Genomic DNA, 15,368 nt, shown 5'->3' with positions numbered 1-15,368 from the left:
CGGACGGCATCAATCAGCCGTTACCCAGCATTTCGGCGTAGGCTTGCCGGCTCTCCGGAAAGGTGACTGCGTCCGCCTAGCCAACGTCTCGGCACCACGGTTGCCACGAACGAGCTTTTATCGGCCGCACGGCCGCAAGCCGCTCTCCCATCTGGTTTAGACATTGGTCATCCTCTCGGCTCTCCCTAACCGCCGAGCGTGGGAAAAGATTCACTTCGCCGGTCTCGAGCATCGGGGATCACTTCAGGCGCCATATTCCGCGGAGTCCGTCAGGCTGGTGAACTTTTAGGGCCGGCGCTGCGTTCGTGCAGCGAACTCGGTTGATGCACAATGACGGAATCCAACGCTCGTCCCGCGCCGCAGAAAAAGGATGCACGTGGTGCCGAAGCCCGCTTTTCGTTCGATCGAATGGCGATCGAGCGGTTTCAGCAAACCTTTCCGCGTGCCAGATGGAGCGACGAGCGCAGCAACTGGTTCGTACCCGGCAAGACGGCGGCCCGGCGGATCGACCGCTGGCTGGCGCAAGAGGCAGCGCTACGGGCGCCCCATGACGATAGCAAGGGACGCGATGCCTTCGCCTTCGACCCAATATCGAGCCAGTATCTGGAGATCGCGGACGACCTCCGCATTCGCACCTCCTATTCGAGGACCGTGCTTGAAGAATTGCGCGCTGTTCCGTGGGCGAGTTGGGACGATGAGTTGCGGGCTTGGAGAGTTCCGTTCCGCTCATATGAAGAGCTACGGCGCCGATGGCCAAGCATCGAAAAAGCTGCGCAGCATGCCGAACCGGAGGAGAGGAAACGGCGACGAGCAGCCGCCAGGAACACCGAAGCATATAAAGCCGCACAAAAGCGGGCTGCTGAACGCCGGCGCCATCGCTATGTCAGGCGAAGTGAGAAACTGACCCCCTAACGAAACGAAGAACTGACCCCTCATTTTTGAGAGGATCAGTGGATGCAAGAAGAATTTCCATCGAAGCTCGCCTTGTCGACAACAATGCGGGTTGAGGAGATGCGGTCGGGGGAAGAAGTTTCAGCGATGGTTCGGCTGCATGAGGTCGGCTGGGGTGCGAAGCGCATTGCGCAAGAGTTCGGTTGCGCGCGCAATACGGTTCGCCGCTATCTGCGTGAAGGTGGTGTCGTGGCGTATCGCCAGCCTGCTCGTCGAACTGCATTCGACGGTCTGGACGATTGGCTTAGAGAGCGTTTCTTTCGTCATGATGGAAACGCGGATGTCATTCGCCAGGAATTGGCGAGCGAACATGGTATCGTGATCGGGCTTCGCTCGGTGGAGCTGAGAGTGAAGCGCTGGCGGCGGGAATTGAAGGCGCAGAAGCGCGCGACGGTTCGCTTTGAGACGGGGCCAGGTCATCAGATGCAGATCGACTTTGGCGATACTGGGGAGCGTTTTTGGAGATCCCGTGGTGGCCACGGCAATCTTGGATCGCCTGCTTCACCATTCAACTGTGATCACCATCAGGGGGGACAGCTACAGGCTGCGCGAAAAGCGACGGTCCGGCCTTCTGCAGAAGGTCGGCTCGGTGCCCGAAACAAACGAAACAGCAAACCAATGAAGGGGTCAGTTCTTCAGTTCGCCAAAGGGGTCAATTCCTGGATTCGTTTGACACGCTATCCGCCGCCAGCTCAAGATCTACCTACTCTGGGCCGCGCTGTCGCAACCGAGCAGTACGGGATTGTCGTCTTCACTGAAATTTCCGGTGAACTGCTTGAGCTATCCGACGCAGCCGCCTTCTACCCCCGCGCAATGCCTGCGAACGGCGACTTCGTTTGGGGCAGGTGGCGTTCGGCTACGCTGGCCGAACTTGTGAGCACATGGCCCGCTCGGCTATCCGCCGGGCCGACCGAACGCTTCAGAGGCTGGTGGAGGCCAACGCTCGCCGAACTTAGAGTTGCCCGTCGAAAAGCCCGCGGCAGTGAGCGTAGTAGGCGAAGTCGCGAGCGGTAGATGCGGCGCTCACATCCGGCGTTAAGGCGGCCGCAACACACGGATTCTTCGGTCGGGCGGAGCTTGAGCAGGTCTACTGCTGACTGATGGCGACCGCCTTGGGTCCAGCCTGTGTGGAAACGCATTGATTTGGTAAAGTGATTCCCAGATCAGAGAGGGGAGTCGGGTATCGCTTGGAAGTTAACCGCAAGAATTGTCATATCGCTCCTTAGCAGCGTGGAGAAAATGTTCGTCGCTGGATACCGCCCCTTACAAGGCGGAAAGGGCACCGCGGCGGAAATGACAAACCCGCCGAGCGCGAGGCGCGGCGGGCGGTCACGCGTCGCGCCAGGCTGGGCGGGGGCTTGGGGTACGCCTGGTGCAGCCCTGTTCCATGCCGGCGAAGCCGACTGACAGCGCGCGTGGTCAGGTGCCGGCCGCTGAAGGCGGCTCGAGCGTCGACGATGCGGAGACCCACACCCGTCCTTGAGGCCATGCAGCGTGCCAGTCTTAGCGACCCCCGGCCGGGCGTGCCGATCGGCGAGCTGATCGCCCGCCTGCCAGCCCGTCTCCGCGCCATGACACCTCCGAAAACAGGATCCTAACCGTCCTACAATATCCTCGGGGGTGTGCGGGCAGACAGCCAGGCAGACAGCCCCCACGGGGTAGCTCACCGCCCCAGCCGGCGCAGGAGCCGCCAGCTGAAGTAGAGCAGGGCCCACAGCACGGCCGAGGCCAGCAAGCTAACTGGTGAGCGTGACGGTCAGGCCGGCGAGCGTCAGCGCCGAGGCGCCGAGCACGGCGAGGAGGCCCCGGAACCCCTGCCGAACCGCGCCGACAGGCGCGTGAACCGGCCCATGTCCGCCGCGGATGTCCACAGCTTCAGAACATCCGCCGTGGCGCGGTAGCCTTGCGCCTTGGCGACGATGCCGAGGAGGTCGGCGGCGGCTGTGCGCAGGGTGGCCAACGGGGCAGGGCGCAGCACGCCCGTAAGCGTGGCGCAGGCGGCGGCGAGATCGCCGGCCCTGGCGAGAGTCCCCGTGGCGCGCAGCGCCTCGCCATCGACGGCGTCGCCGGCGAGCCGCACCAATTCGCCGCGCAGCGGCTTCGACAGCCGGCCGCCCTTGCTGGCGGCCTTGAGAACCGTGGCCCCGACGCGTGCCGGCGTGGTGGCGCCGAGGATGGTCACCGTCACGACCGCGATGGTGAGCCCGACGGCGGCGAGGCCGAGGATGACCGGGTCATAGGCGGCGCCGTCGAGATAGGCGCAGCCTTCGTGGATCAGGTCGCGCACGTCGCCGATGCCGGATGCATCGGTGACCAGGGCGCCAGCCAGGCCAGCGGGGATTGTCGCGTCGCCGGTGGCGGCGCCGTGCCACGTATCCCTGGCGACCCGGCCGAGGTCGGTGGCCTGCGCCGCACGACGCGGTCGCTCAGGCTGGCGGGCAGGGGGTGTGCAGCTGGTCGGCCAAGTCGTGCAGGCTGGCGGCGAGCTCGGGGGCGTCGTCGGTGAGCGCCTGGTCGACTGAGGGCCTCGAATACATGGGCTGATTCAACAAACCCGGCCTGGATTCGGTTCCATGGCCCGCGCGTCGAAGGATTGAACCGGAAGAGTCCGGCTGCGTTGTTGGGACTGGAACGGCAATCCTCGGAGGAAGAAATGGCAAGCACTGGAACAACACGTGGACGCAATCAGGACCGTGCCAGGGTCGCTGGTGGGCAGGATCATGAAATGAAGTACGAGGCGGGCAAAACCGGCGCCAGCAAAGCTGACGTCAAATCGGCGGTGAAGTCGCTCGGCAACAGTCGCAAGAAGGTCGAAGACGAGCTGGGCAAGAAGTGAACCTCGGCCGCACAGGATGCCGGCGAAGTTGGCGATACCAAGAGCTGGGGGTTCAGCGCAACGGGATAGGCCACGCCCCCCTGCGCGCCGGTCGCCGCCAGTATCTCATGAGAGGGCATGCACATGACCCGCATCGCCACCTTCAATGTGAACGGCGTCAACGGCCGGCTGCCTGTGCTCCTGAAGTGGTTGGGCGAAACCGATTACGACATCATTTGCCTGCAGGAATTGAAGACGTCGGACGACAAGTTCCCTGTCGATGCGATCAGAGAGGCGGGTTACGGCGCCATCTGGCACGGCCAGAAATCCTATAACGGTGTGGCAATCCTCGCTCGCCGAATCGAGCCGGTGGAACGTCGACGCGGCCTACCGGGCGATCCAGACGATACCCACAGCCGCTATATCGAGGCCGAGGTAGATGGGATAGTCGTAGGCTGCCTCTACCTGCCCAATGGCAATCCAGCGCCTGGCCCAAAGTTCGACTACAAGCTGCGCTGGTTCGATCGTCTCATCAGCTACGGCCAGCATTTGCTCGACGACGGGGCACCAAGCGTTCTCTGCGGCGACTATAATGTCGTTCCAACCCCAATCGACGCCGTGGTGCCGAGGCGATGGCTGGGCGATGCGGTCTATTCCCGGAGAGCCGGCAGGCCTATGCCAAAATGCTCAAAGGTGGCTGGATCGATGCCGTCCGGCGCATCCATCCGGAGAAGGGCATCTACACCTATTGGAATTTCTCCTACCGGGGCGGCTTCGATCGGAGTTCCGGCCTGCGCATGGACCATCTCCTGGTGAGCCCCTCTCTTTCCGACCGGCTGCGTAATGCCGGCGTGGATGTCGAGCTTCGCGGGTGGGAGAAGCCAAGCGACCATGCGCCGGCCTGGATCGAGCTCAATTGAACCACGAGGAACACGGATGGTCGAACCGGATTATCCCGAAATGAACGAGTCAATCGACAATATCTCTCTCTACGCGGCCGGCGGCTACAGCTTTGCGGTTGAGACGCCCCAAGAAGGCCGGACGCAGAACGCCCACGATGCTGAGACCAGGATGTTGCGAGCCAAGAAACTGCTCACTTTGGGTTTCGCGTTGCCTTTTTCGTTCGGCTTCTCGGTTCGACGCAAGCTGACGAAGGTGATCCAATGAAAAATGTCGCTGCTTACGGATCCCAATCTTCCGATGGGCTCACTGCTGCGGTGCCGCGTCCTCGGAGGAATCGCGGCGGATGTGTCGAGCGGGGAACCGCCAAACGCAACAACCGCCTACTGGCGGCACCGCTCCTGCTGCACCAGGATCATCCACCATATGAGTTCGCCTACATGCCACTGAACAAGCTCAAGAATATCGAGGACTACTTCGTCGGCTGCCAAGTCGCCGAAGGCAAGGAAGCGAAGATCGTGGGTCATCAGGACAAGTCCGAGGCGCAAAGCATTGTCAGGGAGGCGGTCGGGCCTTGACGAAATTGGACCAAGCCCTGCGGTTTGGACCGCTTCGTGAGCGCTGGGTTCACCTCTGCGTCGACATGCAACGGATGTTTGCCGAGGCGACTGAATGGCACACGCCGTGGATGGAGCGTGTATTGCCCAATGTCGTCGCCCTCGTCGAACTTGATCCGGCGCGGACGATCTTCACCCGGTTTATTCCCCCTCAATCTCCCGACGACGCAGTCGGCGCCTGGCGGCGGTACTATCACAAGTGGGGGACGATGACCCGCGATCGGCTCGATCCTCAGCTGATTGATCTTGTTCCGGAACTGGCGCGGTTCGTGCCGCCCGCTTTGCTGGAGGACAAACCCGTCATGTCCGCTTGGCACGGGTCACTGCATGCTCGCCTGCGGTCTGCGGGCATTGATTCACTCATCGTGTCAGGCGCGGAGACGGAGGTTTGCGTGCTCGCCACTGTGATGGGGGCGATCGATCTCGGCTACCGGGTGGTCATCGTGGCTGATGCGGTATGTTCCGGAGCTGACTCGACCCACGATGCCATGCTCGCGATCTATGAGAGCGGCTACGGCATGCAGGTCGAGACGGTGACCACCGCCGACCTCCTGGCCGCGCGGCTGGACGGAATGTTGTGACATCAGGAGCACCACTGCGCATGACGGAACAGGAAATGATCATCGACGGGTTGGCGTCACTCCGAGTTTCGATGTCGCGCTGGAAGCGCGCCGGCGCGTGGACTTTCTCGTCACCTATCTTCGTGCATCGGGCCTCAGTGCGTATGTGCTGGGGATCAGCGGCGGAGTGGATTCACTCGCCGCGGCCCTTCTGGCTCAACGGGCCATCGAGGAACTGCGAAAGGCGGGATACGAGGCAAGATTCGTGGCGGTTCGTCTCCCGTACGGCACTCAGGCGGACGAGAAGGACGCCCAGCGAGCTTTGGACACCATAGGAGCGGATGAAGTGCACCGGGTCGACATCAAGCCGGCTGCCGACGCGATGCTGGATTCGATCAAGCTGGCCAGTGTCGAGCTCGGCGATGCCGGCCGCGAGGATTTCTTGCTTGGCAACATTAAGGCGCGTCAGCGCATGATCGCCCAGTTCGCGCTCGCCGGCGCCACCCGAGGGCTGGTCATCGGCACCGACCATGCGGCTGAGGCATTGATGGGCTTCTTCACCAAGTTCGGCGATGGTGCCGCCGACATTCTTCCGCTTTCCGGGTTGAACAAGCGCAGGGTTCGCGCTTTGGCAGCGCATCTGGGCGCTCCGTGTGAACTTGTTGACAAGATCCCGACCGCCGATCTGGAGAACCTCGTTCCGCTTCGGCCGGACGAAGATGCATATGGTGTCTCGTACGATCAGATCGACGACTTCCTCGAAGGCCGAGAGATCGACGAAGCGGCGCGCACGCGCATACTTCATGTGCATTCCAGCACAGCGCATAAGCGAGCGCTTCCGGTCACAGCCATTGCCATGACTAATTCGCCATTGCCGCATCGCCAATAACTGCCTCACGATACACGGCCGACGTGCTCGCCGCAGCCACCGCGAAGCCGAGCCAGAGCCATTCCACGCGAGAATGGTAGGGCCTGCGCGAGGGCTCAAGACGTCCCCCTTCGCCCGCGCCCAAACTGCCCGACGGCTAGCCGGCATCATCGAAAACAATGAGATGTAGGCGCGACTGCAGAGTGCATTATTTAATCGATTGACTCGCGGAATGCACCGGCAGTTAATTTCCCCGGTAGGGCAAAAGAGGGGCCACGAACTGGGAGCAAACGATGACTGTGCAAAAAGAAGAGGACTATCGAACCAACAGAGCCGACTATGCCATTGCTGCGACGCATAGCCGAGCGACCGCTGAAGGCGATCGCCACGATTTACTGGCAAGAAGAAAGTCGCTGTGGGTAAAAGATCGGCGATCTGCAAAATTGGCTGCAAACCCGTCGGAAAGCTCGCCAGAGCCGAAGGCCAAACCGCGCGGTTATTGAATCAACGCCAGTCACTTCGTCCTGCTATCGTCAAGCGCGCCCTGCGGGGGGCGGCGCTTTGCAGTGCATAGCGGCCGAAATGGAAATCGGCGGATCGGGTCTCATTACGATCGTGCTGCGCGAGTGGCTGGAAACTAACGCCTAGCTGCCAAGGCGGGAGATCGACGAAAACGGATGGGGACGCGTAGACGCGTCTTCCGCGATCGCGGAATTACCTGAAACGCCAAGCTCGCTACTATTCACGTGGCGGACCCCAACCCGCCAGGCCGGCGCCGCCAAGCGTTCTTACCCCACGCCCCCAGAGGCGCCGGCCGCCTTCAGAAGGAAGGCAGCCGAGTTTGCGGGTTTCTGACACTGCATCGCCGGTCATGTCAGCAGCGTGTACTCTCATTCAGAAGAGAAGCTTACGGCAAGTGCCACCACTCTCCGCGATTGGCTCACAGCATCCTGACACTTGCGGGTTCGGTCAGATCAGGCATGGCGCTTGAAGGGTCCGGCAACCTGTTGGCGTCTGGTCCAATCAACCAATGCGAGCCATAAGGCCGTTGGCGACCGCGACCTATAGCGTGCTCACTGACCGATGTGTTCTGTGGATGGCTCCCGTTGAAAGAGGCAATTCGTTGTTCTGGCGCATTGGTTGGGTGCCTGTTCATGCAGCCATTTGAAGCTGCTGGCCCTGATGGGGTCGGCGACGCTGCTGCTAGCCGCAACGTGCACACCGCGATCCATGACGCGCTTCGCCTATGCGCGATACTTTGTAGCGAAGCACAGGTTTGTCGAAAGGAGCGAAGTCCTTTTGCCATTTCAAGAAGCGGGAATTGCCGGAAATGCGAGTGGGCGTATAGCTACGATGCTGACCATGCCTCACCCCCTTGAAAGCCCGGGAGAGGGCCGGCAGCGGGTGGTCGCCTTTAAGGTGGCCTAAGTGTTCGATCCCGAGCTTTGATGGTGCATTCTTTTCTTCCGAATCGAAGGAGGCAATATGGGCCAGGTTCTTCACGGCAGCGCCACGACGACAGAGGCAGTCCGTCGAGCAATCAAAATAGTCAAGAGAGCCTGAGAGCGCTGGCGAAGCGCTACGGGATCAACCAGAAGACGGTCATCAAGTGGAAGGGGCGGACGTCGGTCGCCGATGTGCCGACGGGGCCGAGGAACCCCTCCTCGACGGTGCTTACGATCGAGGAAGAGGCAATGATCGTCGCCTTCCGGCGGCACACCTTGCTGCCGCTCGATGATTGCCTCTACGCACTGCAGCCAACGATTCCGACCCTGACGCGTTCATCCCTGCATCGCTGCCTGCAGCGACATGGGATCAGTCGCCTGCCGGAAGTCGAAGGCGACAAGCCGGCCAAGATCAAGTTCAAGACCTATCCGATCGGCTATTTCCACGTCGACATCGCCGAGGTGCAGACGGCCGAAGGCAAGCTGTACCTCTTCGTGGCCATCGATCGGACCAGCACGTTCGCCTATGTCGAGCTGCACAAGCGGGCCACAAAAATGATCGCGGCCGAGTTCCTGCGCCATCTCACCCCGGCGGTTCCCTACAAAATCCACACGATCCTCACCGACAACGGTATCCAGTTCAAAAACCGCGAGCAGGACCGCACCGCCATGGAGCACATCTTCGGGCGCACCTGCCGGGACAGCGGCATCGAGCATCGCACGACCAAGGTGAAGCATCCCTGGACCAACGGACAGGTCGAAAGGATGAACCGAACCATCAAGGAAGCCACCGTCAGACGCTTCCACTAGGACAGTCACCAGCAGCTCGAAGCCCATCTCGCAGACTTCGTCAGCGCCTACAACTTCGGACGCAGGCTAAAGACCCTGAAGGGACTCACACCATACGAATTCATCTGCAAAATCTGGACAAAAGAGCCAAAACGATTCAGGCTCGATCCTCTCCATCAAATGCCGGGACTAAACCCTTAGGTCACCGGCGGGCGGAGCTTGCGTTTTTCTTTCGGAAGGGAAAGTCTCGCGCGAAATGAAGGCGGGAGATTTGGGATGCGCAGTCGGGTGATATTCTCTTTGGCAATTCTGGTTCTGTCCGCAGTTCCGGCAGGAAGCAGCCTCTTTGACAAGAGCACATGCATGCAAGGTGCGAGCAGAATCGCGCGCGATTTAGCTGACCATTTCAATGGCGTCAGCGAGCGCTTGGCCGCCTGTGTCAACTACATTAACGACAGAGAGGTCGAGAACCATAATAGTCAGCAGGAATTGCTCCGCGAGTTGGCGCAGCAGATTGCAGCGTTGGAGATTAGAGTCAGCGAACTTGAACAGCGCTAGTCGAATGCCCCGCCAATCTATCGCTGAAGAGCTTCAAAGCGCCGCCGACCGCATCGCGGACATCTCACGCGCGGATCTGCAGGTCATCCTGCGCCGCGCCGCATTAATGCTTAGAAACGTCTCCGGCGCCCGCAACGGAGGACGCTCTCAACTCCATCGCGGCTGAAATGAAAATCAGTAGATCCGACCGCATTCAGATCGTGCTGGAAACCAACGCCTATCTGCCGGTCCGGGCGATCGATGAGGAAAGCGAGACGGACGGCAGTGCGCAGGCTGGTACGGGACCTCTATGCAGAAGACCCGCCGCTACATTTGCGAAGCGACGGGCCTCCGCCCCATTCCCCCATACTGACCTTGCAAGTGCGGTGCCAGACGCATTGACCCATTCCGGGGCACCTTATGGCTATACACAGCGGAATTTCCACCACGTACTTCGTTCGCATGTTTCGATTCCATTAGCTTGAGCGCATGTATTCGCCAGCCAGGCGAGCACCCCCGAAGGCTCGCTGGTCAGGCCCAGCGGCCTCCAGCTGCCAGTCCCCCCGCAACCAAGCCGCTGGGCCGTCCCCGTTAGGGCGAAGCGCTAAGACCTTGCTTGCACCGCTCAAATGAATGGCAATTTTCCGTCTGAATGCGTTTACGGTCCATTGTCTGCGACCAGCATGGGTGTCGCGTGGGAGGCACAGTAACTCCCCTTTTTAAAGGCGTCGAGATGCTACGAGCACCGCAAAGCCAGTTCCTGAGACCTGAAGATCGGGCGATCTGCCAGCGGGTGGTCGACCAAATAACCGCCGACGCTAAATGGTACAGCACCTCGATAGACGGTCAGATTCTGGCCTCGACGACGCTGACTCTCTTTCAATCCGGGGTCGTCAATGAAACGAATTTGCTGGCACATGTTCGCGCGCGCCGCCACGACTTCACTAAGCTGACCGGCTAGCTCTTCACCTTCGGCGTGATCTCTTCGATCTTGGCGCCGGCCCCCGATCTAGCGCGCCTCCGGCAAGTTGCTTGGACCTCTCCTGCAAAGATACTTTGGTGCAGATTAATTGAGGGAGGGCTAAAATGAAATGTGCAATTCTGGCCGTATTGGCGGCTTTGACCTTGGCTTTTGCGACCAGCGCCTATGCACACAGCGGCGGCACCGACAGCAATGGTTGTCACAAGAACCACAAGACAGGCGACTACCACTGCCACTGACTATGCGGCCCTCTGAATGACCCGCCTATCTGTTGCGGAAGAGCTTTGAAAGCGCCGCCGACAGCATTCACTTCCCTCCTCGTCATGACGAACAGTGTTCGTTCGAATGATGCTATTCCGTTGCCTTGAGCGCAAGTTTTTGGTCAGCCAGCACAGCGCCTCCTCTTAAGCTTGCTGGTGGTCAAGGCCCGCGATGAAACGGCCAATCAAATACGACCCCAAGCGCCACGTGCGCTACGATCCGGACCTGCTGCCCCGCACGGGGCACAGGTACAAGCCAGCCAAACCGGCCCACGATGCCGTATGGTGGCCCAATGTCATCTCGGCAATTGCTATTGCCGGTTTCTTCCTCACGTTCATCTGGAGCTAAGACAATGCTACCTTTTGTGCAGGCAGATGGCTCTCAGGCAGGCCGTGCTCAGCCTTTTGTGCAAGAAGTTCGTACCGCGGGTGCTCATTCCGTAGTTCCTTCGTCCCTGAAATCCTGCAACGACGCGTGCCGCAAGTCGTCCTCGCCGCGCAGATGCTTCACACGGCCAATGACTGGCGGCTGGAGAGTTTCCCGACGCTTGCGCAGGCCCAGGGCGCTGCAAGCCCGACCTCGCTTGCGGCGGAGGTCGCAGGCAAGGTCTGGCTGTTCACGCTCGGACCGAAGGATGGCTCCACGCCCGACGGAACCAAGGTCGTCGAGATCGGGCCCCTTCCTCCGATCAGCGCGAGCGAGCATTTGCTGCGCGTCAACCGCGCCGGTGGAGCGCCCGGCGCCAAGTCGCAAATCCATACACATCCGGGACCGGAGGCCTTCTACGTGCTGGCCGGCAAGCTCGGCCAGAGAACGCCCAACGGCGTGACCTACAACCATGACCGGACACGGGGCCGACACGCCGATAGAAGTGTTCAGCGCCGGCACAACCGATCTCGATGAGCTGGCCATCTTCGTGCTAGACGCCGATCGGCCGTTCTCGTCGCCGGCCAAGTTCGACTGAGGCGAAATTTCGCGGGGTGGCGCGAATGTTCGTTCGTTGAGCAGGTTCAGCGCCCGCTTTACGTCAAGATGCAGTTGGCCGATGGCATCGTAATGCGCACGAAACGGCTTGAGGCCAACTTCGCGTCCCGCAGTTCACGCTTCAGTAGCGAAGCCTGCTTTCACCACACGCTAGCAAAGCGCGAGGCAACCAAGAAGCCCGCGCCTCTGGCGGAGAGCGCGGGCCCGATCGGGTTGCGGCCCGATCTGCAGCGGGCAGTGGAGGGAGCGTGCCTAATGGTCACAGGCAATTATTAGAAATCCCTAAAGTTCCACCCTGACTAGAGCGACCGACGCCGGCAGCGCCGAGGAGTTTACTTTGGCTTTGTCGCGCAGATCGCGAAGCGGTGCTGGGTGGCGCGTTCGAGCGCCTTGGGCCAACTCATCTGTTGAGCTTGGGCGTGATGGATCGCAACCAGTTTCCAGACGACGACGGGCTGATCGAACCCGGCTTCGGCCAGCAGGCGCCCTATCTCTTCCGCCCGTGCGCCGCCCGAGAAATAGACACCGGCAAGAATGCTCTGGTGGCGTCTGGCCATGGAGGCGAGGTCATTGTCCACGACCCGCGACTTGCCGGTTGTGAGCTTCTCCCAAAGTTCCCGCAAACTCGTCGCCCAGTTGCGGCTGACAAAATCGCCGTCGATGACCAGCAGCTTGCCGCCGGGCTTCAGCAGCGAGAACCATTCGGCAAACGCGGCCTTTGGCTCCACCAGCGTCCAGACTAGGTGACGAGTGGCGATGACATCGTAGCTCGCCTTGTCCTCGAGCGTCCGCTCGGCGTCCCCTATGATGAAGCGTATACCGGCGCCGCGGTTTTGTGCCTTGGCGCGTGCCTTGGCGAGCATGGCTTCTGAGCAGGTCGAGGCCCGCCACCACAAACCCCAGATCGTGAATCAGATGCGAAATCACGCCCGTCCCACAGGCGAGATCCAACGCCACCCGTCCGACGCAGGGTCCGAGGTGTTTGCTTATGAGCGCATCCCATGCGGCGCGCTCCTGCTCGGAAAAAATCTCGTGACCGACCTGCAGGTCGAAGGTCTCGGCGCGATCGGACCAATGGTCCCGAATTTCGTCGCGCAGCGAATAGTTTGCGTGAGCCGTCATCACCCGAAATGCTCTCCCCCAAAGCGGTACATTGGAATTGCTCTGAAAGATAATTCTTGATTACACCTCCGGTTCGCCGACAAATGCATCGTTATCGCCGAGGGCCGGATGTTCGCCTGCGGCACGCCGGAAGATGTCGTCACGCCGGCGCTCTTGCGTGATGTGTACCGCGTCGAGGCGCGGATCGAGCGCTGCTCGCGGGGCATCGGTCATGTAATGGTGGATGGCGTCGCGGACGAAACGGCAGCAGCTTGGCGGTTCCAACTTCTCTGACGGGGATTGTTAGGGCCTCGCCAGTGGGAAACGCAGGGCGCGCGGGGGGGCCTCGCGCGAGCCAGTTATCCGATCACCCGCCCAGATTTTTGTCTCAAACATTCTGGCCCCCTTAAGGAACAAATCCGCTCGAGGTGCAGTTCGGTCCTTTTAAGCATGCAGGCCCGAACATGGCTGAAATCGATAAAGCCAAACAGAAGGTTATTGCCGAAGTTGTGCGGCGGTGGATCACTTCAGAGGTAATCCGCAATTACCTTCGCAACCTGCTAAATCTGCCTGTAGAACGGGAGCTGCCGGCTGAGCAAAGGTATTTGCTGGAGGAACTTGATAGGGCCGACAAAGAGTGACGTATGGCTCTCCACTGGTTCAACCCTCCGGTCCCTGTCAGGACCGAGCGTCCCGGGATCATCCGCAACGTCAACAACGCCGAGACAGCCGGCGAGGAGCTGATGAAGTGGACCAAGCGTGGCCCTTGCTGGGACCTCGCGGTGCGCGTTTGCATGGCCGTGATATTCGACGAGATGGGAGCTGAGGAGGCCCGTAAGGCATTCCTGGCTGCCGCTAAGGAGGAGGGGACGTTACGTTACTTCCCCCCAACGGCAAATAGCTAAATTCGATTGCAAAGTCAGTCTCTAGCCACGAGGGCCCGCCGCCCGTGAGAAAAGCGACGGGCCCGACAGCGGGTGCATCCACGAAGAATCGACCGCTGCGAGTTCTAAACCCGCGAGGGCCTGCGTTGTTCCCTTATCAGCGGAGGCTGCAACTGGGTTGGTCAGCAGCCTCTTGCCGCTCTAAGTTCATCCTCATGGGTCCCTTCTGGTTCTCTCCACCGGTCTACGTGAAGACGAAACGTCCAGGCATTCGCCATGGGGTCAGCCACGTCGAGGGAGCCGCCGAGGAACTCATGGCGTGGGACACAAAGGGCCCGAGGTGGACCAAGGCTGTCCAATCCTGCGTCGATGCATTCGAGGGCAAATCCTCCCCCCAAGAGGTCCGTGAAGCCTTCGAGGCGGCTGCCAAGGAGGCCAACGTGTATCTCTCCCCTGAGTAGGAGGTATCATGGCAACCCATTGGTTCGTCCCTCCGGTGTTCGTGAAGACTGAAACCGGTGTCAGGCATGGCTGCAACAATGCGAGGGCAGCCCTTGAGCAGCTCAAAACGTGGACCCGGAGAGGACCCTGCTGGCATAAGGCGGTGACGCTGTGCCTGTCAGATCTGGAGGGCGATTCGATTGACCCTCAGGTGGTGCGAAAGGCCTTTGAGGCTGCCGCAAAGGAGGCCAAGATGTATCTCTCCCCTGAGTAGGAGGTGTCGTGGCAACCCATTGGTTCTCCCCTCCAGTGTACGTCAAGACCGACCGACCTACGGGTCTAACAATGTCGAGGGTGCCGCCGAGGAACTCCTGAAGTGGACCAAGATGGGACCTAAGTGGCGGAAGGCTGCACAACTATACATCGACGCGCCGTCGAGGATCGGGCGACTCCGGAGGAGGCCCGTAAGGCCTTCGGGGCTGCTGCTAAGGAGGAGGGGATGTTCGTGCGAAACGTTGGCGAATAGATTCGCTATTTCGGTGCGTTAGCCTACAGTCATGAAGTCGCCAGCCAACTGTTAGGCAGCCGGCGATTGAGAGGGTGTCGTACTCTCGCCTCGTGAGGTGAGATGTTTAAGCGTTACGTCGGCACAAGCGCATTTTATCCGAATGATCTTGCGCTACTCCAACGAGTGTTCGACGAGATATGCGCAGACGGCAACCACGATGCAAGCTCGGGCGACGCTGAGATAATCGCGTCTACGCTATTGCAATTGTTCCAAGACGGAATGACTGACGAAGCGGCCTTGCTCGCTGAGATGCGCTCACGGCAACGCGACTTTATCCGTCATACTGGCTAAGCATCAGGAAGGGGTCTCCCGTGTCCCTGTGCCCCTCGGCTGCGTGATCGCGCACTTTTTGATCTAGCCATCGACAGCAAGCTGCGTGGCTGTGATCTTGTGAAGCTTAGGATCGGCACGTTAGTCGCAGGTCCCGAAATTCGGACTCGCGCGATAGTGTTTCAGCAGAAGACAGGTCGTCCCGTTCAATTTGAGTTTATGGCTGACGCCCGAGCGAGCCTGCTCGCAGGGCTTGAGCGGCATGGGGGGGACAGTCGAAGACTTTAGCTGAGAATCGGCGTGCAAAATTGGCTCTGACTCACTTTTGATGGAATTCGGGTGCCGGCTCGCGTTGGTTTACACAAGGAATCAACGCCATGGGCCATGCATTGCGG

Annotated in this window: 17 protein-coding genes and 8 pseudogenes; 23 read left to right on the top strand and 2 right to left on the bottom strand. The window is 60.5% G+C overall.

What is annotated here, in order from left to right; all coding sequences use genetic code 11:
- Positions 1-408: 408 nt before the first annotated feature.
- The 3 genes and pseudogenes from NKJ09_RS27615 to NKJ09_RS27605 all read left to right on the top strand — a co-directional run.
- Positions 409-912, top strand: a complete 504-nt coding sequence (locus tag NKJ09_RS27615) for a hypothetical protein (RefSeq protein ID WP_352496218.1) — start codon at positions 409-411, stop codon at positions 910-912.
- A gap of 42 nt (positions 913-954) precedes the next feature.
- A pseudogene (locus NKJ09_RS27610) lies at positions 955-1,398 on the top strand (helix-turn-helix domain-containing protein); the annotation flags it as partial.
- 1 nt (position 1,399) lies between these two features.
- Positions 1,400-1,573, top strand: a pseudogene (locus tag NKJ09_RS27605) (ATP-binding protein); the annotation flags it as partial.
- A 1,149-nt stretch (positions 1,574-2,722) separates the two neighbouring features.
- On the opposite strand, the gene NKJ09_RS27600 reads toward NKJ09_RS27605, so the two are convergent.
- A complete protein-coding gene (locus tag NKJ09_RS27600; protein WP_352496217.1) occupies positions 2,723-3,238 on the bottom strand; it encodes a hypothetical protein in 516 nt (171 codons plus the stop codon).
- 366 nt (positions 3,239-3,604) lie between these two features.
- On the opposite strand from NKJ09_RS27600, the gene NKJ09_RS27595 reads away from it, so the two are divergent.
- From NKJ09_RS27595 to NKJ09_RS27530, 14 genes and pseudogenes are all read left to right on the top strand, one after another.
- On the top strand, positions 3,605-3,787 hold the full coding sequence (locus NKJ09_RS27595; protein WP_031195005.1) for a DUF3606 domain-containing protein: 183 nt from the start codon (positions 3,605-3,607) through the stop codon (positions 3,785-3,787).
- Positions 3,788-3,910: 123 nt separating this feature from the next.
- Positions 3,911-4,686: pseudogene (xth, locus tag NKJ09_RS27590) on the top strand (exodeoxyribonuclease III).
- Between the two features lie 16 nt (positions 4,687-4,702).
- Positions 4,703-4,933 (top strand): hypothetical protein, encoded by a 231-nt coding sequence (locus NKJ09_RS27585; protein WP_023722182.1) that lies wholly within the window; start codon positions 4,703-4,705, stop codon positions 4,931-4,933.
- On the top strand, positions 4,930-5,244 hold the full coding sequence (locus tag NKJ09_RS27580; protein WP_352496216.1) for a hypothetical protein: 315 nt from the start codon (positions 4,930-4,932) through the stop codon (positions 5,242-5,244). The genes NKJ09_RS27585 and NKJ09_RS27580 overlap by 4 nt, the downstream gene beginning before the upstream one ends.
- A complete protein-coding gene (locus NKJ09_RS27575) occupies positions 5,241-5,864 on the top strand; it encodes a cysteine hydrolase family protein (RefSeq protein ID WP_352764139.1) in 624 nt (207 codons plus the stop codon). The genes NKJ09_RS27580 and NKJ09_RS27575 overlap by 4 nt, the downstream gene beginning before the upstream one ends.
- A 1-nt stretch (position 5,865) precedes the next feature.
- Positions 5,866-6,732, top strand: a complete 867-nt coding sequence (gene nadE, locus NKJ09_RS27570; protein ID WP_352496235.1) for an NAD(+) synthase — start codon at positions 5,866-5,868, stop codon at positions 6,730-6,732.
- A gap of 272 nt (positions 6,733-7,004) precedes the next feature.
- A complete protein-coding gene (locus tag NKJ09_RS27565; protein ID WP_084643038.1) occupies positions 7,005-7,214 on the top strand; it encodes a hypothetical protein in 210 nt (69 codons plus the stop codon).
- 982 nt (positions 7,215-8,196) lie between these two features.
- Positions 8,197-9,146 (top strand): annotated as a pseudogene (locus NKJ09_RS27560) (IS481 family transposase).
- A gap of 75 nt (positions 9,147-9,221) precedes the next feature.
- A complete protein-coding gene (cutA, locus tag NKJ09_RS27555) occupies positions 9,222-9,503 on the top strand; it encodes a divalent-cation tolerance protein CutA (RefSeq protein WP_023722176.1) in 282 nt (93 codons plus the stop codon).
- A gap of 4 nt (positions 9,504-9,507) precedes the next feature.
- Positions 9,508-9,772 (top strand): annotated as a pseudogene (locus tag NKJ09_RS27550) (hypothetical protein); the annotation flags it as partial.
- 443 nt (positions 9,773-10,215) lie between these two features.
- Entirely contained in the window at positions 10,216-10,443 is a 228-nt protein-coding gene (locus NKJ09_RS27545) for a hypothetical protein (protein ID WP_023722175.1), read from the top strand.
- A 125-nt stretch (positions 10,444-10,568) separates the two neighbouring features.
- Entirely contained in the window at positions 10,569-10,703 is a 135-nt protein-coding gene (locus NKJ09_RS27540; RefSeq protein WP_156948257.1) for a YHYH domain-containing protein, read from the top strand.
- A 193-nt stretch (positions 10,704-10,896) separates the two neighbouring features.
- Positions 10,897-11,073 carry a hypothetical protein gene (locus NKJ09_RS27535; protein WP_023722174.1) on the top strand — a complete coding sequence of 59 codons (177 nt, stop codon included), beginning with the start codon at positions 10,897-10,899 and terminating at the stop codon, positions 11,071-11,073.
- A gap of 126 nt (positions 11,074-11,199) precedes the next feature.
- Positions 11,200-11,628 carry a hypothetical protein gene (locus NKJ09_RS27530; protein ID WP_352496215.1) on the top strand — a complete coding sequence of 143 codons (429 nt, stop codon included), beginning with the start codon at positions 11,200-11,202 and terminating at the stop codon, positions 11,626-11,628.
- A gap of 413 nt (positions 11,629-12,041) precedes the next feature.
- Here the strand turns inward: NKJ09_RS27530 and NKJ09_RS27525 are convergent.
- A pseudogene (locus NKJ09_RS27525) lies at positions 12,042-12,834 on the bottom strand (class I SAM-dependent methyltransferase).
- Between the two features lie 63 nt (positions 12,835-12,897).
- Between NKJ09_RS27525 and NKJ09_RS27520 the strand changes: the two are divergent.
- The 6 genes and pseudogenes from NKJ09_RS27520 to NKJ09_RS27490 all read left to right on the top strand — a co-directional run.
- A pseudogene (locus NKJ09_RS27520) lies at positions 12,898-13,104 on the top strand (hypothetical protein); the annotation flags it as partial.
- A 170-nt stretch (positions 13,105-13,274) separates the two neighbouring features.
- Positions 13,275-13,451, top strand: a complete 177-nt coding sequence (locus tag NKJ09_RS27515; protein ID WP_352496213.1) for a hypothetical protein — start codon at positions 13,275-13,277, stop codon at positions 13,449-13,451.
- Positions 13,452-13,454: 3 nt separating this feature from the next.
- On the top strand, positions 13,455-13,715 hold the full coding sequence (locus NKJ09_RS27510; protein WP_352496212.1) for a DUF982 domain-containing protein: 261 nt from the start codon (positions 13,455-13,457) through the stop codon (positions 13,713-13,715).
- A gap of 194 nt (positions 13,716-13,909) precedes the next feature.
- Positions 13,910-14,155 (top strand): DUF982 domain-containing protein, encoded by a 246-nt coding sequence (locus NKJ09_RS27505; RefSeq protein WP_352496234.1) that lies wholly within the window; start codon positions 13,910-13,912, stop codon positions 14,153-14,155.
- An 8-nt stretch (positions 14,156-14,163) separates the two neighbouring features.
- Complete coding sequence (locus tag NKJ09_RS27500) at positions 14,164-14,409, top strand: DUF982 domain-containing protein (protein ID WP_352496211.1); 246 nt, start codon at positions 14,164-14,166, stop codon at positions 14,407-14,409.
- Between the two features lie 621 nt (positions 14,410-15,030).
- Positions 15,031-15,243, top strand: a pseudogene (locus tag NKJ09_RS27490) (integrase); the annotation flags it as partial.
- Positions 15,244-15,368 lie beyond the last annotated feature (125 nt).

Origin of the sequence: Mesorhizobium sp. M0189 (assembly GCF_040322135.1) — a bacterium.
Taxonomy (GTDB): domain Bacteria; phylum Pseudomonadota; class Alphaproteobacteria; order Rhizobiales; family Rhizobiaceae; genus Mesorhizobium.
The sequence above is the reverse complement of the archived record's forward strand: the minus strand, read 5'-3'. Positions and strand labels throughout refer to the sequence as shown.

Coding starts and splice junctions, on each gene's coding strand:
- NKJ09_RS27615 (WP_352496218.1), top strand. CDS start 409: ATGGCGATCGAGCGGTTTCAGCAAACCTTTCCGCGTGCCAGATGGAGC.
- NKJ09_RS27595 (WP_031195005.1), top strand. CDS start 3,605: ATGGCAAGCACTGGAACAACACGTGGACGCAATCAGGACCGTGCCAGG.
- NKJ09_RS27585 (WP_023722182.1), top strand. CDS start 4,703: ATGGTCGAACCGGATTATCCCGAAATGAACGAGTCAATCGACAATATC.
- NKJ09_RS27580 (WP_352496216.1), top strand. CDS start 4,930: ATGAAAAATGTCGCTGCTTACGGATCCCAATCTTCCGATGGGCTCACT.
- NKJ09_RS27565 (WP_084643038.1), top strand. CDS start 7,005: ATGACTGTGCAAAAAGAAGAGGACTATCGAACCAACAGAGCCGACTAT.
- cutA (WP_023722176.1), top strand. CDS start 9,222: ATGCGCAGTCGGGTGATATTCTCTTTGGCAATTCTGGTTCTGTCCGCA.
- NKJ09_RS27545 (WP_023722175.1), top strand. CDS start 10,216: ATGCTACGAGCACCGCAAAGCCAGTTCCTGAGACCTGAAGATCGGGCG.
- NKJ09_RS27540 (WP_156948257.1), top strand. CDS start 10,569: ATGAAATGTGCAATTCTGGCCGTATTGGCGGCTTTGACCTTGGCTTTT.
- NKJ09_RS27535 (WP_023722174.1), top strand. CDS start 10,897: ATGAAACGGCCAATCAAATACGACCCCAAGCGCCACGTGCGCTACGAT.
- NKJ09_RS27515 (WP_352496213.1), top strand. CDS start 13,275: ATGGCTGAAATCGATAAAGCCAAACAGAAGGTTATTGCCGAAGTTGTG.
- NKJ09_RS27510 (WP_352496212.1), top strand. CDS start 13,455: ATGGCTCTCCACTGGTTCAACCCTCCGGTCCCTGTCAGGACCGAGCGT.
- NKJ09_RS27505 (WP_352496234.1), top strand. CDS start 13,910: ATGGGTCCCTTCTGGTTCTCTCCACCGGTCTACGTGAAGACGAAACGT.
- NKJ09_RS27500 (WP_352496211.1), top strand. CDS start 14,164: ATGGCAACCCATTGGTTCGTCCCTCCGGTGTTCGTGAAGACTGAAACC.